18 protein-coding genes are annotated in these 22,026 nt (G+C 53.9%); 8 read left to right on the top strand and 10 right to left on the bottom strand.

The window, feature by feature from the left end; translation table 11 throughout:
• Positions 1-50: 50 nt before the first annotated feature.
• Positions 51-668 (top strand): trimeric intracellular cation channel family protein, encoded by a 618-nt coding sequence (locus OGX83_RS20515; protein ID WP_003024049.1) that lies wholly within the window; start codon positions 51-53, stop codon positions 666-668.
• Here the strand turns inward: OGX83_RS20515 and ligB are convergent.
• Positions 665-2,344 carry an NAD-dependent DNA ligase LigB gene (ligB, locus tag OGX83_RS20510; protein WP_286589007.1) on the bottom strand — a complete coding sequence of 560 codons (1,680 nt, stop codon included), beginning with the start codon at positions 2,342-2,344 and terminating at the stop codon, positions 665-667. The genes OGX83_RS20515 and ligB overlap by 4 nt on opposite strands.
• Positions 2,345-2,605: 261 nt before the next feature.
• Here ligB and gmk point away from each other — a divergent pair, with 261 nt between their 5' ends.
• From gmk to recG, 5 genes are read left to right on the top strand one after another with little or no spacing between them, the layout of a single operon-like run.
• The gene (gene gmk, locus OGX83_RS20505; RefSeq protein WP_128611274.1) at positions 2,606-3,229 is read left to right on the top strand and encodes a guanylate kinase; all 624 of its coding nucleotides are present in this window, start codon (positions 2,606-2,608) and stop codon (positions 3,227-3,229) included.
• 54 nt (positions 3,230-3,283) lie between these two features.
• Positions 3,284-3,559: a DNA-directed RNA polymerase subunit omega gene (gene rpoZ / locus OGX83_RS20500; RefSeq protein WP_000135058.1), complete on the top strand. Its 276-nt coding sequence runs from the start codon at positions 3,284-3,286 to the stop codon at positions 3,557-3,559.
• Between the two features lie 18 nt (positions 3,560-3,577).
• Positions 3,578-5,692, top strand: a complete 2,115-nt coding sequence (gene spoT, locus OGX83_RS20495) for a bifunctional GTP diphosphokinase/guanosine-3',5'-bis pyrophosphate 3'-pyrophosphohydrolase (protein WP_003024038.1) — start codon at positions 3,578-3,580, stop codon at positions 5,690-5,692.
• A 4-nt stretch (positions 5,693-5,696) separates the two neighbouring features.
• Positions 5,697-6,386: a tRNA (guanosine(18)-2'-O)-methyltransferase TrmH gene (trmH, locus tag OGX83_RS20490; RefSeq protein ID WP_048237018.1), complete on the top strand. Its 690-nt coding sequence runs from the start codon at positions 5,697-5,699 to the stop codon at positions 6,384-6,386.
• A gap of 5 nt (positions 6,387-6,391) precedes the next feature.
• Positions 6,392-8,473 carry an ATP-dependent DNA helicase RecG gene (recG, locus tag OGX83_RS20485; protein WP_286589003.1) on the top strand — a complete coding sequence of 694 codons (2,082 nt, stop codon included), beginning with the start codon at positions 6,392-6,394 and terminating at the stop codon, positions 8,471-8,473.
• Positions 8,474-8,515: 42 nt separating this feature from the next.
• Here recG and gltS read toward each other — a convergent pair whose 3' ends face one another.
• Positions 8,516-9,721: a sodium/glutamate symporter gene (gltS, locus tag OGX83_RS20480; RefSeq protein ID WP_003024029.1), complete on the bottom strand. Its 1,206-nt coding sequence runs from the start codon at positions 9,719-9,721 to the stop codon at positions 8,516-8,518.
• A gap of 225 nt (positions 9,722-9,946) precedes the next feature.
• Here gltS and xanP point away from each other — a divergent pair, with 225 nt between their 5' ends.
• Both xanP and OGX83_RS20470 read left to right on the top strand, forming a co-directional pair.
• Positions 9,947-11,338, top strand: coding sequence for a xanthine/proton symporter XanP (xanP, locus tag OGX83_RS20475; RefSeq protein ID WP_003024026.1), 1,392 nt, complete (start codon positions 9,947-9,949; stop codon positions 11,336-11,338).
• A 121-nt stretch (positions 11,339-11,459) separates the two neighbouring features.
• On the top strand, positions 11,460-13,169 hold the full coding sequence (locus OGX83_RS20470) for an AsmA family protein (protein WP_286589001.1): 1,710 nt from the start codon (positions 11,460-11,462) through the stop codon (positions 13,167-13,169).
• 42 nt (positions 13,170-13,211) lie between these two features.
• On the opposite strand, the gene OGX83_RS20465 is transcribed toward OGX83_RS20470, so the two are convergent.
• From OGX83_RS20465 to yicI, 8 genes are all read right to left on the bottom strand, one after another.
• Positions 13,212-13,889, bottom strand: coding sequence for a D-lyxose/D-mannose family sugar isomerase (locus OGX83_RS20465; RefSeq protein WP_235126148.1), 678 nt, complete (start codon positions 13,887-13,889; stop codon positions 13,212-13,214).
• A gap of 49 nt (positions 13,890-13,938) precedes the next feature.
• Entirely contained in the window at positions 13,939-14,799 is an 861-nt protein-coding gene (locus OGX83_RS20460; RefSeq protein ID WP_032945393.1) for a ketose-bisphosphate aldolase, read from the bottom strand.
• Between the two features lie 80 nt (positions 14,800-14,879).
• Positions 14,880-15,731 carry a class II fructose-bisphosphate aldolase gene (locus OGX83_RS20455; protein WP_286588998.1) on the bottom strand — a complete coding sequence of 284 codons (852 nt, stop codon included), beginning with the start codon at positions 15,729-15,731 and terminating at the stop codon, positions 14,880-14,882.
• An 11-nt stretch (positions 15,732-15,742) separates the two neighbouring features.
• Entirely contained in the window at positions 15,743-16,834 is a 1,092-nt protein-coding gene (locus tag OGX83_RS20450) for a PTS fructose transporter subunit IIC (protein ID WP_003827232.1), read from the bottom strand.
• A 26-nt stretch (positions 16,835-16,860) separates the two neighbouring features.
• Positions 16,861-17,181, bottom strand: coding sequence for a PTS fructose transporter subunit IIB (locus OGX83_RS20445; RefSeq protein ID WP_286588996.1), 321 nt, complete (start codon positions 17,179-17,181; stop codon positions 16,861-16,863).
• Between the two features lie 19 nt (positions 17,182-17,200).
• The gene (locus OGX83_RS20440) at positions 17,201-17,671 is read right to left on the bottom strand and encodes a PTS sugar transporter subunit IIA (protein WP_286588994.1); all 471 of its coding nucleotides are present in this window, start codon (positions 17,669-17,671) and stop codon (positions 17,201-17,203) included.
• A 26-nt stretch (positions 17,672-17,697) separates the two neighbouring features.
• A complete protein-coding gene (locus OGX83_RS20435; RefSeq protein WP_008786491.1) occupies positions 17,698-19,251 on the bottom strand; it encodes a BglG family transcription antiterminator in 1,554 nt (517 codons plus the stop codon).
• A gap of 456 nt (positions 19,252-19,707) precedes the next feature.
• Positions 19,708-22,026: an alpha-xylosidase gene (gene yicI / locus OGX83_RS20430; RefSeq protein WP_286588992.1), complete on the bottom strand. Its 2,319-nt coding sequence runs from the start codon at positions 22,024-22,026 to the stop codon at positions 19,708-19,710.

The following is a 22,026-nucleotide window of genomic DNA, read 5'->3' as shown; positions in this document are numbered from 1 at the left end:
CAAGGCGCACAAATCGTTAACCTTAGCCCCCAGCAAATCAGGGGGAATGCATGCTGTTACACGTTTTATATTTAATTGGTATTACTGCCGAAGCCATGACCGGTGCGCTTGCTGCTGGGCGTCGTCGTATGGATACATTTGGCGTCATCATCATTGCCACCGCGACGGCCATTGGCGGCGGATCGGTACGCGATATTCTTCTCGGCCACTATCCTCTTGGCTGGGTAAAGCACCCTGAATACGTCATTATCGTGGCGACCGCTGCGGTACTCACCACTATTATTGCTCCCGTCATGCCCTATCTGCGCAAAATATTCCTCGTACTGGATGCGCTGGGCCTTGTGGTCTTTTCTATTATCGGTGCTCAGGTGGCACTGGATATGGGTCATGGACCGATTATCGCCGTGGTCGCTGCGGTCACGACCGGCGTCTTCGGTGGCGTATTACGCGACATGTTCTGCAAACGCATCCCGTTAGTGTTCCAGAAAGAGCTGTATGCTGGCGTATCATTCGCCGCTGCTGTGTTGTACATCGTGCTACAGCATTATGTCTCCAGTCATGATGTAGTGGTTATCTCTACTCTGCTCTTCGGCTTTACCGCCCGATTACTGGCGCTGCGCCTGAAGTTAGGTCTGCCGGTATTTTACTATCGCCACGAAGGCCATTAAGGCATAAAGCCCGCGATCCGCTGAGCAGCTAACCAGTTGCTCAGCGCTGTGACCTCTCGATCCTCCAGCCATTGAATAACCTGCCGTGCCCGCCGTTCCCCCATGAAAGGAAGCTGCCGCCAGCTTTGTTCATCGCGTTCTTTTAATTGCTGCCACGAACCATCCCGGCTGGCATTTAGCGTTGCCTGTGTTAACGGTATTCCCATGGCAATCACCCAGCGCGTGAACGGGAGATCGCGCGACAGGTTGAACTGATGCCACAGCTTCTCCCCTTTGATTACACCAAGTGCAGACTCTAACTGTTCCTGAGTTAACCCAAGCCAGGAAAAGATATGTTCAAAGCGATACACCTGGTTGAGCTCTCGCCATCCCGCCTCGCCGATCCCCTCCAGCCCCAGCACCTCTTTGCCGCCCAGCCAGACCAGTCTGGCAACAAACTGTTCCTGGCACTCCGCTGTAGCATAAAAACAGGTTAATGAATTGAAGCGCCCCTCGGGGGGTATTGGCTTAGTACGCTGAGTGCTGCGCCAGACCACCTCGTCTATACGGGGTATCCCTTGTCCAGCCAGGCTCACCAGAATCTGATCGCCAGGCGCGATATCCCATTCATTCCAGCGTCGGACGGAGCCAATATTGACGCGCTGTACGCGTTTATCATCCAGCATGACGGGAGTCAGCAATGCAACCACCGCAATTTTCCCGCTTTTACCAACGGAGAACTGAATACCAGTAACCTCAGATACCCTCGTCACGGGAGGATATTTCCACGCCGCCAGCCACTCACCCTGCCCGGGTAGCCAATACTTTGCCCGTGGCTCTTTTGCCGTTCGCACCACGACACCATCTGTCACAAAAGGTAATGCTGAACCCCACCACCTGGCGCGCAACTTTTCGACTTCATCCGCATTCTTCACGGCGTGAGTATAACGTTGCGTGTAACTGAACCCGGCAGCCGTGAGCTGCTCCAGTCTTTCAGGCATGACCGCCGGACCATCAGGCCAGGCCCAGATAAAAATTGCCAGCGAGCGTAACATTTCCGGATTGCCCTGGCGCATCATTAATCCAGCAACCTTCGAGCGGGCGTTCATTCCCCCTCTCTGCTTCTGAATATGCCCCTCTTGCTGCAAAAATATCTCACCCTGCAACGTACTGTTAGCGAGTTTCCCCTTGGTGGAATGTGGTACGGAAGGGATCTGCAGAACCTTTTGCGTCCAGTCTTCGCCTTTCAGGCCATTACCACGGCTAATCGCCCGTACCAGATTGCCATTGCGATAGACTAACGTCACCGCCACGCCATCCACCTTCGGTTGCACCCAGAGATCGCTGCGAGCGAGCATCCATTGCTGTAGCGCTTGCTTATCAGCAAGTTTTCGAACGCCCGTGTGGGGAACTGGATGCGAGACGGTGCCACTTATTGGGGGCACAGACAGATCTGGTGGGACTTCATCGCCAAAACAGCGCTGCCATTGAATTAGTTGCGCATTGAGCTGGTCATAAACGCCGTCGTCTACGGCACTTTCCCCTTGTTTCCAGTAACTGTCATTCCACTGTGTAATCTGCTGCTGTAGTCGTGAAATTTCCTCGTTTGCCCTGGCAGGCGACCAGACGGGGCATACCGCCCACGCAGGTAAATGCCACACCAGTAAAACCAGCCCTATGCATTTCCATAATCCCATGCTATCTCCGCTGAACGATACGTTTCCCGGCAGGTATAGCGCGAAGTGAAATAGAAACAGAGCGGCAAAAATTCATCCTGCGAACAGCTTTCCGGACATTTGCATGTATTGCTGCAAATCACCGATAAAACAGGAAACTGGTACGCAAAACGCAATAAACATGCGCAAAAAGTGTGACAAGGGCTACGTCACATAGCGGCTACGTGTATAATAAGCCCGTATGTAGGCTCTCTTTCGACAATCACATACATTAAGATACTCATGGCTCAAGGCACGCTTTATATTGTTTCTGCCCCCAGTGGCGCGGGTAAATCCAGCCTGATTCAGGCTTTATTAAAGACCCAACCGTTGTATGACACCCAGGTTTCTGTTTCGCACACCACGCGCGCACCGCGCCCGGGGGAAGTGCACGGTGAACACTATTTCTTTGTGAACCATGATGAATTCAGAACCATGATTGGCAGAGAAGCGTTCCTGGAACACGCGGAGGTTTTCGGTAATTACTACGGCACCTCGCGTGAAACCATTGAGCAAGTATTAGCATCCGGCGTAGACGTCTTTTTAGATATCGACTGGCAAGGTGCGCAGCAAATTCGTGAAAAAATGCCGCATGCGCGCAGTATTTTTATTTTGCCACCGTCTAAGATTGAGCTGGACCGCCGCCTGCGTGGCCGCGGTCAGGATAGCGAAGACGTGATCGCGAAACGTATGGCGCAAGCTGTTGCAGAAATGAGCCATTACGCCGAATATGATTATCTTATTGTGAATGATGATTTCGACACCGCCCTGGGCGATTTGAAAACCATCATTCGCGCCGAACGTCTGCGCATGAGCCGCCAAAAGCAGCGTCATGACGCTTTAATCAGCAAACTGTTGGCAGACTGAACCCACATTCAGTATCATGCCCAGTCATTTCTTCACCTGTGGAGCATTTTAAGTATGGCACGCGTAACTGTTCAGGACGCTGTAGAGAAAATTGGTAACCGTTTTGACCTGGTACTGGTCGCCGCGCGTCGCGCTCGTCAGATGCAGGTAGGCGGAAAGGATCCGCTCGTACCGGAAGAAAACGATAAAACTACCGTTATCGCGCTGCGCGAAATCGAAGAAGGTCTGATCAACAACCAGATCCTCGACGTGCGTGAGCGCCAGGAACAGCAAGAGCAGGAAGCCGCTGAATTACAAGCCGTTACCGCTATTGCTGAAGGTCGTCGTTAATCACAAAGCGGGTCGCCCTTGTATCTGTTTGAAAGCCTGAATCAACTGATTCAAAACTACCTGCCGGAAGACCAGATTAAGCGTCTTCGGCAGGCGTATCTCGTTGCACGTGACGCTCACGAGGGCCAGACACGTTCAAGCGGTGAACCCTATATCACGCACCCGGTAGCGGTAGCCTGCATTCTGGCCGAGATGAAACTCGACTACGAAACGCTGATGGCTGCGCTGCTGCATGACGTGATTGAAGATACCCCAGCCACCTATCAGGACATGGAACAGCTTTTTGGTAAAAGCGTTGCAGAGCTGGTAGAAGGGGTATCGAAACTTGATAAGCTTAAGTTTCGCGATAAGAAAGAGGCGCAAGCTGAAAACTTTCGCAAGATGATTATGGCGATGGTGCAGGATATCCGCGTCATTCTCATCAAACTTGCCGACCGCACCCACAACATGCGCACGCTGGGCTCATTACGCCCGGACAAACGTCGCCGCATCGCCCGTGAAACCCTCGAAATCTATAGTCCGCTGGCACACCGTTTAGGTATTCATCACATTAAAACCGAGCTGGAAGAGCTGGGTTTTGAAGCGCTGTACCCAAACCGCTATCGCGTGATTAAAGAAGTGGTTAAAGCCGCTCGCGGCAACCGCAAAGAGATGATCCAAAAAATCCTCTCGGAAATCGAAGGGCGTTTGCAGGAGGCAGGTATTCCGTGTCGCGTAAGCGGGCGTGAGAAGCACCTGTACTCTATTTACTGCAAAATGGTGCTCAAAGAGCAGCGTTTTCACTCCATCATGGATATCTACGCATTTCGCGTCATCGTTCATGATTCCGATACCTGCTATCGCGTACTCGGCCAGATGCACAGCCTGTACAAACCACGCCCTGGTCGCGTGAAAGACTATATCGCCATTCCGAAAGCGAACGGATATCAGTCTTTGCACACCTCAATGATCGGCCCTCATGGCGTCCCGGTTGAAGTACAGATTCGTACTGAAGACATGGACCAGATGGCAGAGATGGGTGTCGCAGCGCACTGGGCTTACAAAGAGCACGGCGGCGAAAGCAGCACCACTGCGCAAATCCGCGCTCAGCGCTGGATGCAAAGCTTGCTGGAACTGCAGCAGAGCGCCGGTAGCTCGTTTGAATTTATTGAAAGCGTCAAATCTGATCTCTTCCCGGATGAGATTTATGTTTTCACACCGGAAGGGCGCATTGTCGAACTGCCCGCTGGTGCAACGCCTGTCGACTTCGCCTACGCTGTGCATACCGATATCGGTCACGCCTGCGTCGGCGCGCGCGTCGACAGACAGCCTTACCCGCTTTCACAACCGCTCTTTAGCGGCCAGACCGTTGAGATTATCACCGCGCCGGGCGCACGTCCGAATGCCGCGTGGCTAAACTTCGTCGTCAGTTCGAAAGCGCGCGCCAAGATTCGCCAACTGTTGAAAAACCTCAAGCGCGATGATTCCGTCAGTCTGGGTCGTCGACTGCTCAACCATGCCCTGGGCGGTAGCCGTAAACTGGCTGAGATCCCCCCAGAGAGCATCCAGCGTGAGCTTGAGCGTATGAAGCTCGCCACGCTTGACGATCTGCTCGCAGAAATCGGTCTGGGTAACGCCATGAGCGTGGTGGTAGCGAAAAACCTCCAGCAGGGCGAAGCAACAGCGAACGTACCAGCACAATCTGGCCATGGTCATCTGCCAATCAAAGGCGCAGACGGCGTGCTGATCACCTTCGCGAAATGCTGTCGTCCAATTCCAGGCGATCCAATCATTGCCCACGTCAGTCCGGGTAAAGGTCTGGTGATCCACCATGAGTCCTGCCGTAATATTCGTGGCTACCAGAAAGAGCCAGAGAAGTTTATGGCGGTGGAATGGGATAAAGAGACGGAGCAGGAATTCATCACCGAGATTAAGGTGGATATGTTTAACCACCAGGGTGCTCTGGCGAACCTGACGGCGGCAATCAACACGACCACCTCCAATATTCAAAGTCTGAATACGGAAGAAAAAGATGGCCGCGTTTATAGCGCCTTTATTCGCCTGACCGCTCGCGATCGTGTGCACCTGGCGAACATCATGCGCAAAATCCGCGTCATGCCGGACGTGATAAAAGTCACCCGTAACCGAAACTAGTCTTATGAATGAACAGCGCTATGCACGTATCCGCGAGATGCTCGCACGTCGTCAGCCCGATCTGACCGTCTGCATGGAGCAGGTTCACAAACCTCATAACGTTTCTGCGATTATTCGTACTGCAGATGCGGTTGGCGTGCATGAAGTCCACGCCGTCTGGCCGGGTAGCCGTATGCGCACCATGGCCTCTTCTGCCGCAGGCAGCAACAGTTGGGTGCAGGTGAAAACTCACCTTACCATTGGCGATGCGGTCACACATTTAAAAAGCCGGGGCATGCAGGTCCTGGCAACCCATCTGTCAGATAAAGCTGTGGATTTTCGCGAGATTGATTACACGCGCCCCACCTGCATCCTGATGGGCCAGGAGAAAACCGGCATCACTCAGGAAGCGTTGAATCTGGCTGATCAGGACATCATCATTCCCATGACTGGCATGGTGCAGTCACTGAACGTTTCTGTCGCCTCCGCGCTGATTCTGTACGAAGCACAGCGCCAGCGGCAAAACGCGGGGATGTACCGACGAGAAAACAGCATGCTGCCACAAGAAGAGCAGCAGCGCTTACTGTTTGAAGGCGGTTATCCGGTGCTGGCGAATGTCGCTAAGCGCAAAGGTCTTCCCTACCCTCACGTAAACACGCAGGGCGAAATTGAAGCCGATGCAACGTGGTGGGCCACTATGCAATCTGCGAGATAAACGCGATGAAAGGCCGTTTACTGGATGCCATCCCACTCAACTCTCTGACCGGCGTTGGCGCAGCGCAAAGCAGTAAACTGGCGAAAATTGGCCTGCACACCGTGCAGGACCTCCTGCTCCACCTCCCTCTGCGTTACGAAGACCGTACCCATCTGTACCCAATTGGCGAACTGCTGCCGGGTGTCTATGCCACCGTTGAAGGCGAAGTGCTGAACTGCAATATTACCTTCGGCGGCCGCCGGATGATGACCTGTCAAATCAGCGATGGCTCGGGGATTCTCACCATGCGCTTTTTCAACTTCAGCGCAGCGATGAAAAACAGCCTTGCTACCGGGCGTAGGGTACTGGCCTACGGCGAAGCCAAACGCGGGAAATACGGCGCAGAGATGATTCACCCGGAATACCGCGTACAAGGCGATCTCAGCACGCCAGAATTGCAGGAAACACTCACACCAGTGTATCCAACCACCGAAGGTGTGAAGCAGGCCACGCTGCGCAAGCTGACCGATCAGGCACTGGATCTACTCGATACCTGCGCCATTGCCGAACTGCTGCCGCCAGAGCTGTCACAGGGCATGATGAGCCTACCCGAAGCACTGCGCACGTTGCACCGCCCCCCACCGTCGCTGCAACTCAGCGATCTGGAAACCGGACAACATCCGGCGCAGCGACGTCTGATTCTCGAAGAACTACTGGCGCATAATCTCAGCATGCTGGCACTACGCGCCGGGGCACAGCGTTTTCACGCCCAGCCGTTAAGTGCTAACAACGCGCTAAAAGATAAGCTGCTGGCAGCATTGCCGTTCAAACCTACTGGCGCACAGGCCCGCGTTACCGCTGAGATTGAACGCGATATGGCACTGGATGTGCCGATGATGCGCCTGGTGCAGGGTGATGTCGGCTCCGGTAAAACGCTGGTTGCCGCGCTGGCCGCGCTGCGGGCTATCGCACATGGTAAGCAGGTTGCGCTAATGGCTCCTACCGAACTATTGGCTGAACAACATGCAAATAACTTCCGCAACTGGTTCGCGCCACTGGGCGTTGAAGTGGGCTGGCTGGCGGGCAAGCAGAAAGGTAAAGCGCGTCTGGCGCAACAGGAAGCCATCGCCAGCGGTCAGGTGCAGATGATTGTCGGCACGCACGCGATTTTCCAGGAACAGGTGCAGTTCAGCGGGCTGGCGCTGGTTATCATCGACGAACAGCACCGCTTCGGCGTTCATCAGCGCCTGGCGCTGTGGGAAAAAGGTCAGCAGCAGGGTTTCCACCCACACCAGCTAATCATGACCGCCACGCCGATTCCGCGCACCCTGGCGATGACAGCCTATGCTGACCTCGACACATCGGTTATCGATGAACTCCCTCCGGGGCGTACCCCGGTCACTACGGTGGCGATTCCGGATACCCGTCGCAGCGATATTATTGATCGCGTGCGCAACGCCTGTACCCACGAAGGACGTCAGGCATACTGGGTCTGTACGCTGATTGAAGAGTCTGACTTGTTGGAAGCTCAGGCGGCAGAAGCGACGTGGGAAGAGCTTAAACTGGCGCTGCCAGAACTCAATATTGGCCTGGTACACGGGCGCATGAAGCCCACCGAGAAGCAGTCGGTAATGGCGGCCTTTAAGCAGGGTGAACTGCATCTGCTGGTTGCCACCACGGTGATTGAAGTGGGCGTGGACGTGCCAAACGCCAGCCTGATGATTATTGAAAACCCGGAACGCTTAGGTCTGGCCCAGTTGCACCAGTTGCGTGGTCGCGTAGGCCGTGGCGCGGTGGCTTCCCACTGCGTTCTGCTCTACAAATCACCGCTGTCTAAAACCGCGCAGAAACGCCTGCAGGTTCTGCGAGACAGCAACGACGGGTTCGTAATTGCGCAAAAAGATTTAGAGATTCGCGGTCCCGGCGAGCTGTTAGGTACTCGCCAGACCGGAACGGCAGAATTCAAGGTCGCAGATTTACTGCGCGATCAGGCGATTATCCCGGAAGTTCAGCGCATTGCCCGCCATATTCACGAACGTTATCCGCAACAGGCCGTGGCACTGATAGAGCGCTGGATGCCGGAAACCGAACGCTACTCCAACGCGTAGTTAATTCATAGCGGCGGCGGACGTTACCCCGCCGCACAGCCGTTATTGCGCGAAAATCGGTAACAGCAGATACAGCTTAATCACCAACGCGTTGACGATATCGATAAAGAACGCCCCCACCATCGGCACCACCAGAAACGCCATATGGGATGGTCCAAAACGTTCGGTAATCGCCTGCATGTTGGCAATCGCCGTCGGCGTCGCGCCGAGGCCAAAACCGCAGTGTCCGGCAGCCAGCACGGCGGCATCGTAGTTCTTACCCATCATGCGCCAGGTGACGAATATCGCGTACAGCGCCATGAAAATAGTCTGCACAACCAGGATTGCCAGCATCGGCAAGGCCAGTGAAGCCAGTTCCCACAGCTTCAGGCTCATCAGCGCCATCGCCAGAAACAGCGACAGACTAACGTTACCCAGTACAGAAACCGCACGTTCGAACACCCGATAAAAGCCCAGTAGCGCCAGACCGTTACTGAGGATCACCCCAACAAACAGGACGCAGACGAAGGTCGGCAATTCCAGCACTGTTCCAACCAGCATTTGCGCAACGATTTTACCCACCGTCAGACAGATAGCGATCAGAGCAATGGTTTCAATCAGCACCAGCGAGGTGATCATGCGCCCAACGTCCGGCTTTTCAAATGCGGTCGGCACGGCCTGATCGTCCGGCATACCGTCTGGCGTGGTGGAGTGTTTGACCAGATAGCGTGCCACCGGGCCGCCAATCAGCCCGCCCAACACCAGACCAAACGTTGCGCAAGCCATCGCCACTTCAGTCGCATTGGTGAAGCCATAACGTTCAATAAACAGCTTGCTCCATGCGGCCCCGGTTCCGTGTCCACCAGAGAGGGTGATCGAGCCAGCAATCAGACCCATCAGCGGGTCCAGACCCAGCAGGGTCGCCATACCAATACCGATGGCGTTTTGCATCAGCAACAAGCCAACAACCACAATCAGAAAAATACCCACCACGCGGCCACCAGCACGCAGACTGGCGATATTGGCGTTCAGACCGATAGTGGCGAAAAAGGCCAGCATCAGCGGATCGCGCAGGGTCATATCGAAGTTCACTTCCCAACCCATGCTTTTTTTCAGCACCAGCAGCGCAATCGCCACCAGCAATCCGCCTGCAACGGGTTCGGGAATGGTGTATTTTTTCAGGAAGGAAACAGACTGGACGAGCTTACGTCCCAGCAGCAACACAAGGGTTGCCGCAACCAGCGTTGATAACGTATCGAGATAAAACATTTACAGCTCCATTAGTGCGTTTAGCACAATCACGCACGATGCATTCCAGACCGATTTTTAGCTCTTATTGAGTTTTCGGAGTGGATTTTAAGCAGAAAATGATGAAAAGTTATATAAAAATGTTTGTTTATCCGTTTTAAATATTAAGAATACCTGCTAGCAAACGTTTGCTTTTCTGCCCTGGTCAGATAAAATCACCGCTTTTCCACCATGGGATTGCCTCTGATGTCCGTTAACGCCGTAGAGTCAACAAATGCGCAACCGGTTGCGCAGACTCACAACAGTGAACTGATTTACCGTCTTGAAGATCGCCCCCCGTTAGCCCAGACCCTGTTTGCCGCCTGCCAGCATCTGCTGGCCATGTTCGTCGCGGTGATCACCCCTGCTCTGTTAATTTGCCAGGCGCTTGGTTTACCGGCTCAGGATACTCAACACATTATCAGTATGTCGCTGTTCGCCTCCGGCGTGGCTTCTATCATCCAGATCAAAGCCTGGGGGCCGGTCGGCTCAGGGCTGCTATCCATTCAGGGCACCAGCTTTAACTTTGTTGCGCCACTGATTATGGGCGGTACGGCGCTAAAAACCGGTGGCGCAGATGTCCCAACCATGATGGCGGCGCTGTTCGGTACGCTGATGCTGGCAAGCTGCACCGAGATGGTTATCTCGCGTGTCCTGCACCTGGCGCGTCGTATTATTACTCCGCTGGTCTCAGGGGTGGTGGTGATGATTATCGGCCTGTCGCTGATTCAGGTAGGTCTGACATCGATTGGCGGTGGCTATGCCGCAATGAGCGACAACACCTTTGGTGCGCCGAAGAATTTACTGTTGGCAGGCGTGGTGCTGGCGCTAATCATCCTGCTTAACCGTCAACGCAACCCGTACCTGCGCGTTGCGTCATTGGTGATTGCGATGGCGGCAGGCTATCTGTTGGCCTGGTTTATGGACATGCTGCCGCAAAATACCGCACCGGTAAGTCAGGACCTGCTGATGGTGCCAACGCCGCTGTATTATGGCCTGGGCATCGACTGGAGTTTACTGCTGCCGCTGATGCTGGTCTTTATGATTACTTCACTGGAAACCATCGGCGATATTACGGCTACCTCCGATGTCTCCGAGCAGCCGGTTTCTGGTCCGCTGTATATGAAGCGCCTGAAAGGCGGCGTGCTGGCGAACGGTCTGAACTCGTTTGTTTCCGCCGTGTTCAACACCTTCCCGAACTCCTGTTTTGGCCAGAACAATGGGGTTATTCAGTTAACAGGCGTTGCCAGCCGCTACGTTGGTTTTGTGGTGGCGCTGATGTTGATCGCGCTGGGCCTGTTCCCGGCAGTCAGCGGTTTTGTACAGCATATTCCTGAGCCGGTACTGGGCGGCGCAACGCTGGTGATGTTCGGTACTATCGCTGCATCCGGTGTGCGTATCGTGTCCCGCGAGCCGTTGAACCGCCGCGCGATTCTGATTATCGCGCTGTCGCTGGCCGTTGGTCTGGGTGTTTCCCAGCAGCCGCTGATTCTCCAGTTCGCCCCGGACTGGGTGAAAAACCTGCTCTCTTCTGGTATCGCCGCTGGCGGTATTACCGCAATCGTTCTGAATCTGGTATTCCCGCCAGAAAAGCAATAAGCAAAATGCGGCGTTGGTTCTGAATCAACGCCGCTGTAACGCTCTTTCACCATTCCCGCCTTGAGCATTGCGCCTAAATCGTGCATAACTTGACTATGTGCACTTCGCGGGATGGAAGACCATGAAATTTATTGGAAAGCTGCTTCTTTACGTGCTGATCGCCCTTGCAGTGGCGATTCTCGGCCTTTATTTTCTACTGCAAACCCGCTGGGGGGCAGAGCACGTCAGCGCCTGGGTTTCGGAGAACAGCAGCTACCATCTGGCGTTTGATGCCATCGATCACCGGTTTTCCTCCCCTTCCCATATTCTGCTGGAAAACGTCACCTTTGGCCGGGATGGTCAGCCCGCAACGCTGGTCGCTAAAACGGTCGATATTGGGCTGAGCAGCCGCCAAATCACCGACCCTCTGCACGTAGACACCATTTTGTTGCAAAACGGCACGCTGAATCTTTCCCAGCAAACCGCACCGCTGCCGTTCCAGGCCGATCGCCTGCAATTGCAGGATATGGCGCTTAACAGCCCCGGCAGCGAGTGGAATCTCAGCGCCCAGCGCGTTAACGGCGGCGTCATTCCCTGGAGCCCTGAGGCAGGTAAAATTCTCGGGAGCAAAGCGCAAATTCAGCTCAGCGCCAGTTCGTTGACGCTCAACGATGTTCCAACTACCAACGTCTTGATTGAAGGCAGCATCGACCATGACCGGGTGACGCTAAGCAATATTGGCGCTGACGTGGCGCGAGGGGCATTAACCGGCGTAGCGCAACGCAATGCCGACGGGAGCTGGGTTGTGGAGAATCTGCGCCTGAACGATATCCGGCTGCAAAGCGACAAATCGCTGGCCGACTTTTTTGCCCCATTAAGCACTATTCCTTCCCTGCAAATTGGTCGTCTGGAAGTGACGGATGCCCGTCTGCAAGGCCCCGACTGGGCGGTGACGGATCTCGATCTGAGCTTGCGCAACATGACCTTCAGCAAGGACGACTGGCAAACTCAGGAAGGCAAACTGTCGATGAATGCCAGCGAGTTTATTTACGGCTCTCTGCACTTCTTCGATCCGATTCTGAACGCCGAGTTCTCACCGCAGGGCATTGCGCTGCGCCAGTTCACCACCCGCTGGGAAGGCGGTATGGTCAGAACATCCGGAAACTGGATGCGCAGCAACAAAGCGCTGGTCCTTGACGATGCCGCTATTGCTGGTCTGGAATACACGCTGCCGGAAAACTGGAAGCAGCTGTGGATGACCCCCCTGCCAGCGTGGCTAAACAGCCTGACGCTGAAGAAATTCAGCGCCAGCCGCAATCTGGTAATAGATATCGACCCCAATTTCCCGTGGCAGCTCACCGCGCTGGACGGCTACGGCGCTAACCTCGGGCTGGTACAGAACAATCAGTGGGGGATCTGGAGCGGGAGCGCCACCCTCAACGCTGCCGCAGCCACCTTTAACCGTACGGATGTGCGTCGTCCTTCTCTGGCGCTAACGGCAAACAGCAGCACCATCAATATCAGCGAACTGAGCGCCTATACGGAAAAAGGACTGCTGGAGGCCACTGCCAGCATTTCGCAGCTACCTCAGCGCCAGACGCAGGTCAGCCTGAACGGGCGCGGCGTGCCAATGACGATCCTGCAGCAGTGGGGCTGGCCCGCACTGCCGCTTTCCGGCGATGGTAACATCCAGCTTACCGCCAGCGGCAATATTCAGGCCGATGCGCCTCTCAAGCCAACGGTCAACGGTCAGTTGCATGCGGTGAACGTGGAGAAACAGCAGGTAACGCAAACTATGCAGGCTGGCGTGGTTTCGGGGAGTGAAGTCACTGCACCACCACCTGCACAATGATTTATTGCCCGGTGGCGCTTCGCTTACCGGGCCTACTCACGCTCATAAGCGAATATATTCACTGCACAACAGCCATTTCACCGGCTCGTCTTCTTCAATCACCGGGAAGCGACCGCCAGGTTCCAGAAAGTGGTTGTCATGCTGGTCGTCATTGACCATCGAGATTTCCCAGCCCAGCACAAACGCCTTCTCCGCCCAAAAGCGATGATACAAGCGCGGCGGCAGACACACTCCTTGTCCCGGTTTCAATACCAGTGTCTCGCCAGCGTTAACGGTACGCCGCTGACCATCCACGCTAACCTCAACAACGCGTCGGGCATCATACTCATCATCAGGCGTGGCCCACGCCAGCTGCATACATAAATCACCGCCGCCGCGATTAACGATATCTTCCATTTTATGGCGATGAAAATGCCATGGCGTTTGCTGATCCTGCTGAATTTGCAGCATCTTTTCGGCGTACGGTTTGGGGTAATCCGCTGACCCCATCAGACCATTGCGCAACGTTAGTAACGTCAGCCCCGTTTGCGCAAAATCTCCGTGCCCGAAGTCGGTAATATCCCAGCCCAACTGGAGATCGCGCACTTCACGCCACAGAGTTTGATCCTGTTGCCGCCAGGCATCGACTGAAAAATACGCAAAATCAGGCAGACAGACCCGAAAAGTCTCAGCGATGGCATGCGCTTTATCGACGGCATAATTAATGTGTGAACGCTTCATTCCACTTTTCCTTGTTGCGAAAGAGGCGGGTCGCCCCGCCTGCATGCCGTTAGTAAAGTGATGCTTTGCCGGTTGAACCGAACAGTTTCATTTTGTGGCGGATCACGTCCCGCGCGGCGCTAATGGCTTCCGGGTAGATTACGTTCGGGTCCCACCAGGTTTCTTTCGCCAGGATTTCGCGGACTTTCTGGAAGTAGGCGTATTTCATATCGCTGGAAATGTTGATTTTGCCAACGCCCAGCGTCACGGATTCGGCAATTTCCGCATCCGGGTTCGCGGAACCACCGTGCAGCACCAGCGGAATATCCACACGCCCGGCGATGTCGCGCAGGATGTTCATTTGCAGCTCAGGCTGCATCCCTTTCGGGTAGATCCCGTGCGCGGTTCCAATCGCCACCGCCAGCGTGTCTGCACCCGTTCGGGTGATAAAATCCTCTGCCTGAGCAGGATCGGTATAAGTAACCTTCGACACGCCGCCTTCCACTGACGTCCCGGTCTGGCCAATCGTTCCCAACTCCCCTTCCACCGAAACACCTACCGCATGCGCCAGTTTGACAACTTCGCGGGTCAGCGCCACGTTCTCTTCATATGGCAGCAGCGAGCCATCAATCATCACCGAGGTAAACCCACACTGAATCGCCCGCAGGACATGCTCAACCGAAGCGCCGTGGTCCAGATGCAGAGTAAAGGGAACCGGGCTACGCAGGGTGATATCACGGACGTAGCTAAAAAACGCATCGCCGACAAAATCATGTTCGCTGGGGTGAATGGAGATAATCGCCGGGGTATTGGTCGCCTCCGCTTCTTCCACTACTGCGCGTACAAAGCAGCTGTCCGCCACGTTGAATGCGCCGATGGCAAAACCGTGCTGACGGGTAGGTTGCAGTAATTCTTTCATCGAAACTAACATGTTAATTCTCCAGTTTCAGGGTGTAGAAAGCCCTGCCAGTGCGTCATCGCAGAGGCATAGAAGGCGTTACAGAAAATGAATCAGGCTTTGCCGATAGCGCCGCTGGCCTGCAGGTACGGAATAATGGCTTCCTCGCAGGCCTGCTCCATCAGGGCCAGGGCATCAACGAGTTCACCGGATGTGTCGCGACACAGGGTATGCAGTAGCGCAGCCTTTCCGGCTTCGAAAACCGCCGCACCAACGTTTATCTTGGCGACACCAAACGTCGGACAGCGCTGTAGCTGGTCAAACGGCGTCCCGCTGCCGCCATGCAGCGCCAGCGGCACCGTTGATAACCGGGCTATTTCCTCCAGCCGCTGGAAATCAATAGCAGGAGTGATACCCGGCGCGTACATGCCGTGTGCCGTACCCACCGAAACCGCCAGCAAATCGATCCCGGTCTGTTGGATGAAGGGTTCCACGTCGGCGGCCTGGGTCATCAAATCAGCGTTAGCGGCGTGGTCATAGCACGGAGCATCGGCCAAATGACCCAGCTCGCCTTCCACGCACAGAGAAACGCTGGCTGCAAGCTCAACCACCGCCCGGGTCTGGCGAATGTTCTCCTCCAGCGCAAAGGCGGAGGCGTCGATCATTAAGCCGCTGAATCCGGCGCGAAAAGCCTGGCGAATGCGTACAGGATCCTTTCCATGATCCAGCGCCAGCGCGACCGGAACCGAGGCTTCCTCTGCCAGCGTTTTGACCACCGCTGCCGCTATCGGGGCCGGAAAATGCTCCAGATGCCCCTGATACAAATTCAGAATGATGGGCGCACGGTGTTTCTCCGCCACTCGCACTGCTGTGCGGGCGCTTTCCAGGTTCATACAGTTGATGGCCAGCAGCGCGTACTGCTCGCGCCAGGCTTTGGTCACCATGCTTTTCATATCGGCAAACATACGGCCTCCGGTTATTCCAGGGTGAAGGTGATTTCTTCGTCTTTCAGCTTTTGATCGCTGAGTTCGTCAAACTCTTCATCACGCTCGGTTACCGGTTTCTTCCACAGCGACAGCATGACGCCGCAAATCACCGTACCGATCCCCAGCGCCAGGCAAAACAGCAGCGGATGCGTAAAGAGCGGAACCACAAACATGCCGCCGTGCGGTACCGGGCTTTCGACACCCCACACCATAATCAGGCCACCCGCAATCGCCGAGGCCACCACGCAGGAGCCCACTACGCGCAGCAGGTCGCGCGCCGCAATCGGAATAACCCCTTCGGTAATCATGCAGATCCCCATCGGGAATGCGGCCTTCAGCGCCTCACGTTCCGCACGGGTGTACTTGTGACGCGTCAGCAGGAAAGAGAGCGTAATGCCAAATGGAGGGATCATCGAACCAACAAACTTCACCGCTTCCGGACCGTACACGCCGCTGACCAGCATGCCGTCAGCAAACAGCGACATGGTTTTATTCACTGGCCCACCGAAGTCGAATGTCGCCATCGCACCGAGGATAGCGCCCATCAGAAAGCGGGATCCGCCCTGCATGGACTCCAGCAGATGAATCAACGCGTCCTGCAGCCAGGCAATCGGCTTGCCAATCAGCGTCATCATCAACAGGCCGCCGATAACGGTACTCAGTACCGGCAGCACCATGATGGGCATCAACCCCTGCATCGACTGCGGCAAACGGATATAGCGCTTGAGCAGCAGGACGGTATAACCGACCAGAAATCCGCCCAGCATACCGCCGATAAAACCGGTATGAATTTCTCCGCAGACGAAGCCGACAATCAGGCCCGGCGCGAATCCCGGACGGTCAGCAATTGAGTACGCAATCGCCGCACTAATCAGCGGTACGATTAACCCCATCCCCCAGCCGCCAATCTGGTTGAGCATCCAGGGAATGGTTCCTGTTTTTTCACCGACGTTAGTGCCGCCAAGTATTTGCCCGAGAGCAATACAGATCCCGGCGGCGACAATTAACGGGATCATCCACGAAATTCCCGTTAATAAATGTTTTTTTATTTCCTGAGATAGCGGAATTTTATTTTCACTCATGTGAAACCCCTCCAGAATGAGGATCGCTACTGGTTATTATTAACTAATGATTTTTCGACCTTTTCAAGAAACTGAATGGGCGATTTTATGACGATTTCAGTTTTTACTCGCACAATGCGTTTGTTTGAAAATCGCTCCTCCCCTTTTATTTTTACATCGACGGCAAGAATCACGACATCAGCCGCAGAAATATCTTCTGTCAGCAGTTCGTTTTCTGTGCCAATGGTGCCCTGGGTTTCAACTTTTATATTATGACCAAGCGCTTTGGCACCTTTAATTAACTTCTCACGGGCAATATAGGTGTGCGCAATACCCGCCGTACAGGCGACAACACAAACAATATTCATAACATGCTCCACATTTTATTTAGCAGACATTGAATTCAGCATATTGGCTAAAAAGCTCAATAATTTTTTGTGGACTACTTTCAACTAATAGTTGTTCAATAATGTCGTCATCTGCCAACGCGCCAGCAACCTGCGAAAGCAGACGAATATGGGTGGTGTTTTGATCTTCAAGACGTACGGCAAACAGAATAATGCACCGTACATTGCTGCCGTCCAGGGTTTCCCAGGGAATATCCTGGCGGGTACGCCCAATCGCCAGCGTGGTATTGACCACCGCCGAGGATTTCCCGTGCGGGATCGCAATATGGTTTTCGAAGCCGGTCGAGCCTTCTGACTCACGTTGCCAGACATCCTGAATAAACGTTTCGCGACAGCTAATTGCTCCATCTTTTTGCAGAATATCCGTCAGTTCCTCAATAGCCTCCGTTTTGCTTGTAGCCTTCATGTCCAAAATAACGCGATTTGTATTGAGTATTTTCGTGATGTCCATCAATCATACCTCATGGAGTTCAGACATTAATTTTCAACGACCAGCGACGTCGCCCGATGTAATTTTTCCGTAATAACCGTTTCTGTTACCCGCTTAATATCCGCATCATTGAAGAAGGCAGTGACATACACGACCGGCATGGCAACCGCGGGTAAATTAATCGTCGATACCACCAGTTCAATATCGTCCGTCAGTACAGTGGGCAGGCTGCCTGCCGACACCACGCCGACGATAGTCCAGTCCGGAAAGGCGCGCAGAATACGGCTTTTGAGTAAGTGAGAAGTGCCGATACCCGTTGAACAGACCAGCAGCACGTGTTTACGCGCTATCTGACGCTCCATTGCGGCCTGAAAATGCACGGTTAAATATCCCACTTCATCTTCCGACACGGCCCGCTCGCCCCAACCGCTAAACACCCTATTCACCGCACACTGGGTCAGACGCCACACGTCCTGCAACTCGCCTTTGATATCCTCCAGCAACGGATTACGAATGCGGATCTGGTAGTTCAGTCGGTTAATCAGCGGCTTAATGTGGATCAGCAATCCGTCATACAGCGCCGTGTCCTGGCTAAGATCGCTGTCGACCATCTCGGCGAAGGTGGCAATCAACCGATGGGTAATCAAACGCGCTTCGTCGCTGGAGTGCATATGGCCAATCACACTCACGTCATTATGCTCTTCAATCACCACACCCGAGGAGATAATGTATTGATATATAAACCAGACTTCGTCTTCCGGCAGCGGGTGGGCAATGCGTTTTTCGATATGCTGGATCATGCGACTGGCAATGGAAAATATGTTCTCATCACAGGTAGAGATGCTCTCTTCTTTTCTCGGAAGCGCATTGCCCCGCGTGATGCGGTACATCATGATCAGAATATGGGTAAAGATATTGACGTAATAAGGCTCGCCGAGCGACCAGCACAGGTCGTTCTCCATTTCCTGCAATAACGTCTGGACAAATAAAACGTCTTCTTCGCCAAAGTAATGCACTAACGCTTTATAACTGCCCGGATCCAGGCGTGAATAAATCACGCTGCCGGGTTCATTATGGTTAATCACGCCGTTAATCAACGATGCCATCGCCTGGCGCACACCGCTCTCGCTACCTTCAATGTGCGTGCCGCTCTGACTACGAATCAACGACAGGCCCAACGGGGTAATCCAGGATTCAATTACTTTCAGATCGTTAACAATCGATGCGCTACTAATGAAATAACGTTCGGATAATTTACTGATCGACGTTTCATGCGGCGTTTCGCTTAATAACTGTGAAGCTATCTTGACTCGCCGTGAATTATTCATCATGCCGTCAGCATCATCACCCTCCGATCCTAATAACTGGTCCATATATAAAAGGTCGGTAATATTATCGGCACTTAATATCACCCCAGCACCAGCACGTTTATCGATAGTTATTTTCCATTCTGATAACCATGGTTCCAGTAAGCGCAGATCGCGCTGCACAGTTTTCTCTGAAACAGATAAATACTCGGCAATTTTCAGCAGCGTGACATATTCCTTCTTAGACAGAAGAAATTTTAATAATCTGTTTTGTCGGGAGGTAATCATTTGCATTATTTACCCTTATTACATACCAGATTAAATATCTATACCCGTCATACTTCAAGCTACATGTGCGTTGGTTTTTCTCGCTCACCCCAGTCACGTACTTATGTACGTTCAGGGGATTCGCTGCGTCGCCGCCTTCCTGCAACTCGAATTATTTAGGTTATAAAGAAGCATTGATGCTCCACGTGTAATCCGTGATGATAAATATAAGAGGACTACGATGCGCCAACAATACTAAATCGTGTCCTGTATTCCGGACAGAAATAAGACAAAAACGGGAAATAGTGAGATATTTACGGCGCAGATCACATTTTTCGTGGGATTCAGAGTGATATCGCTCGCAAATATGGGGAGATAAAAATTTAATTCAGGATGTTTTGGATTTTCAGATCTGGAATGCTGCTCGCAGCGTGGGCCGGATAAAACGCATTGCGTCGCCATCCAGCCCACGTTGAGATTTACTTACAGGGTAATCGTCAGCACATCCGCATCCGGCGTGACAACCGTTCCCCACTCACTGCCCACAGATGAGCCGCCCTTCACGCCGCTAACCTGCGTAATATTACGCAGACACAGCGTCCAGTTACGCGCTTCGCCACTTCCTTGCACGGTGATGGTATTACCCGTGCGCGTCGCTTTCAGCGTGAAGATAACCGAACCGTCAGCCGCCGGGACTTCACAAATCGCCTCCCGACCCTCCTGCAGATGGAACAGCTGGAACGCCGTCCCTTCGTGCCAGGCGTAGTCCGGCTTCTGGTTATTGCAGCCCAGCGCCAGCAGTGTATTGTCGCGCACATAAACCGGCAGACTCAGGAAGTCATGCTGCTGCTTATGCCAGCGGCTGCCCGCCACCTCGTCGTTACGCCACAGATGTGTCCAGCGTCCTTCCGGCAGATAGAACTGCACATCACCCGCCTCGCTAAACACCGGCGCAACCATCACGCTATCGCCCAGCATGTACTGGCGGTCGAGATAATCACATGCTGGATCGTCCGGGAACTCCAGCATCATTGCGCGCATCATCGGCGTTCCGAGTTCATTGGCGCGCGCCGCTTCGCGATACAGGTATGGCATCATGCGGCATTTCTGCTCAGTGAAGTAGCGTACCACGTCGCAGGATTCATCATCGTACGCCCATGGCACACGGTAGGATTTACTACCGTGCAGGCGGCTGTGGCTGGAGAGCAGCCCGAACGCACACCAGCGCTTGTAGACGTGCGCCGAGGCGGTATTCTCAAAGCCGCCAATATCGTGACTCCAGAAGCCAAAGCCGGACAGGCCGATGGACAACCCGCCACGCAGGCTTTCGGCCATTGATTCATAGTTGGCGTAGCAGTCGCCGCCCCAGTGCACCGGAAACTGCTGCGCGCCGACCGAGGCCGAACGGGCGAACAGCACTGCCTCTTCTTCACCGACGGTCTCTTTCAGCACGTTCCATACCAGTTCGTTGTAGATGTACGCATAATGGTTGTGCATTTTCTGCGGATCGGCACCGTCAAACCACTTAACGTCAGTAGGAATGCGTTCGCCAAAGTCAGTTTTGAAGCAGTCAACGCCGATATCCACCAGACCTTTCAGCTTGTTGGCATACCACTCGCAGGCTTCAGGATTGGTAAAGTCATAAATCGCCAGGCCCGGCTGCCATTTATCCCATTGCCACAGGGAGCCGTCCGGGCGCTTGAGCAGATAACCTTTCTCTTTCAGTTCATTGAACAGTGGGGATTTCTGGCCGATATAAGGATTTATCCATACGCAGACCTTCAGCCCTTTCTCTTTCAGGCGGCGGATCATACCTTCCGGGTCAGGGAAGGTCACCGGATCCCACTCAAAGTCGCACCACTGGAAGGCTTTCATCCAGAAGCAGTCGAAATGGAAGACGTGCAGCGGCAGATTGCGCTCGGCCATCCCGTCGATAAAACTGTTCACCGTCGCTTCATCGTAATTAGTGGTGAACGATGTAGTCAGCCACAAACCGAATGACCAGGCTGGCGGCAGTGCCGGACGACCGGTAAAGCGGGTATAGCGATCCAGCACCGCTTTCGGCGTAGGGCCGTCGATGACGAAATATTCCAGATACTCGCTTTCAACGCTGAACTGCACTTTTGACACTTTCTCAGAGCCAATTTCAAACGACACGCACTGCGGATGGTTTACCAGCACGCCGTAACCACGGTTGGTGAGATAAAACGGGATGTTCTTGTAAGACTGCTCGGTACTGGTGCCGCCATCGCGGTTCCATGTTTCCACCGTCTGGCCGTTACGTACCAGCGCAGTAAAGCGCTCGCCCAGACCGTACACCGTTTCGCCAACGCCCAGATCCAGGCGTTCAAACATATAGTTTTTCCCGCTATTGGTGTCCTGCACGTAGCCGTTATTTTTCAGCTGGCTGCCGGTAATACGTTCGCCGTTACGCAGGAAATCCAGCGACCAGAACTCACCTTTAGTGACCCGCACGGTCAAATTTCCGCTTTTCAGTTCGGCAAATTCAGCGGTGTTTTGTATCTCTACATTGACGTCCTGCAGCACGTTCAGCGAATAGTGCGGACCGTTATTCAACGCGCCCTGGAAATGTTCCATACGCACGCCCACCACGCCTTCCTGTGGCGAGAAAAAGCGCAGGGTGAAGAGTGGAGTATCCAGTTGCCAGGTACGTTCACGCACATCGCGCGGCGCAACGTAGACAATCATCTCGTTACCCTGTTGCTCGACCTCGAATACCTGAATCGGGTGAGTTAAATTCAGGCCAGGCTGCGTCAGCCAGTTTCCGTCGCTAATTTTCAT

This window comes from Citrobacter sp. Cpo074 (assembly GCF_030332745.1).
GTDB classification, from domain to species: Bacteria; Pseudomonadota; Gammaproteobacteria; order Enterobacterales; family Enterobacteriaceae; genus Citrobacter; species Citrobacter portucalensis.
The sequence above is the reverse complement of the archived record's forward strand: the minus strand, read 5'-3'. Positions and strand labels throughout refer to the sequence as shown.

Coding starts and splice junctions, on each gene's coding strand:
- OGX83_RS20445 (WP_286588996.1), bottom strand. CDS start 17,181: ATGAATATTGTTTGTGTTGTCGCCTGTACGGCGGGTATTGCGCACACC.
- yicI (WP_286588992.1), bottom strand. CDS start 22,026: ATGAAAATTAGCGACGGAAACTGGCTGACGCAGCCTGGCCTGAATTTA.
- OGX83_RS20465 (WP_235126148.1), bottom strand. CDS start 13,889: ATGAAGCGTTCACACATTAATTATGCCGTCGATAAAGCGCATGCCATC.
- OGX83_RS20470 (WP_286589001.1), top strand. CDS start 11,460: ATGAAATTTATTGGAAAGCTGCTTCTTTACGTGCTGATCGCCCTTGCA.
- gltS (WP_003024029.1), bottom strand. CDS start 9,721: ATGTTTTATCTCGATACGTTATCAACGCTGGTTGCGGCAACCCTTGTG.
- OGX83_RS20440 (WP_286588994.1), bottom strand. CDS start 17,671: ATGGACATCACGAAAATACTCAATACAAATCGCGTTATTTTGGACATG.
- OGX83_RS20435 (WP_008786491.1), bottom strand. CDS start 19,251: ATGCAAATGATTACCTCCCGACAAAACAGATTATTAAAATTTCTTCTG.
- xanP (WP_003024026.1), top strand. CDS start 9,947: ATGTCCGTTAACGCCGTAGAGTCAACAAATGCGCAACCGGTTGCGCAG.
- gmk (WP_128611274.1), top strand. CDS start 2,606: ATGGCTCAAGGCACGCTTTATATTGTTTCTGCCCCCAGTGGCGCGGGT.
- trmH (WP_048237018.1), top strand. CDS start 5,697: ATGAATGAACAGCGCTATGCACGTATCCGCGAGATGCTCGCACGTCGT.
- recG (WP_286589003.1), top strand. CDS start 6,392: ATGAAAGGCCGTTTACTGGATGCCATCCCACTCAACTCTCTGACCGGC.
- OGX83_RS20455 (WP_286588998.1), bottom strand. CDS start 15,731: ATGTTTGCCGATATGAAAAGCATGGTGACCAAAGCCTGGCGCGAGCAG.
- ligB (WP_286589007.1), bottom strand. CDS start 2,344: ATGGGATTATGGAAATGCATAGGGCTGGTTTTACTGGTGTGGCATTTA.
- OGX83_RS20515 (WP_003024049.1), top strand. CDS start 51: ATGCTGTTACACGTTTTATATTTAATTGGTATTACTGCCGAAGCCATG.
- OGX83_RS20450 (WP_003827232.1), bottom strand. CDS start 16,834: ATGAGTGAAAATAAAATTCCGCTATCTCAGGAAATAAAAAAACATTTA.
- rpoZ (WP_000135058.1), top strand. CDS start 3,284: ATGGCACGCGTAACTGTTCAGGACGCTGTAGAGAAAATTGGTAACCGT.
- OGX83_RS20460 (WP_032945393.1), bottom strand. CDS start 14,799: ATGTTAGTTTCGATGAAAGAATTACTGCAACCTACCCGTCAGCACGGT.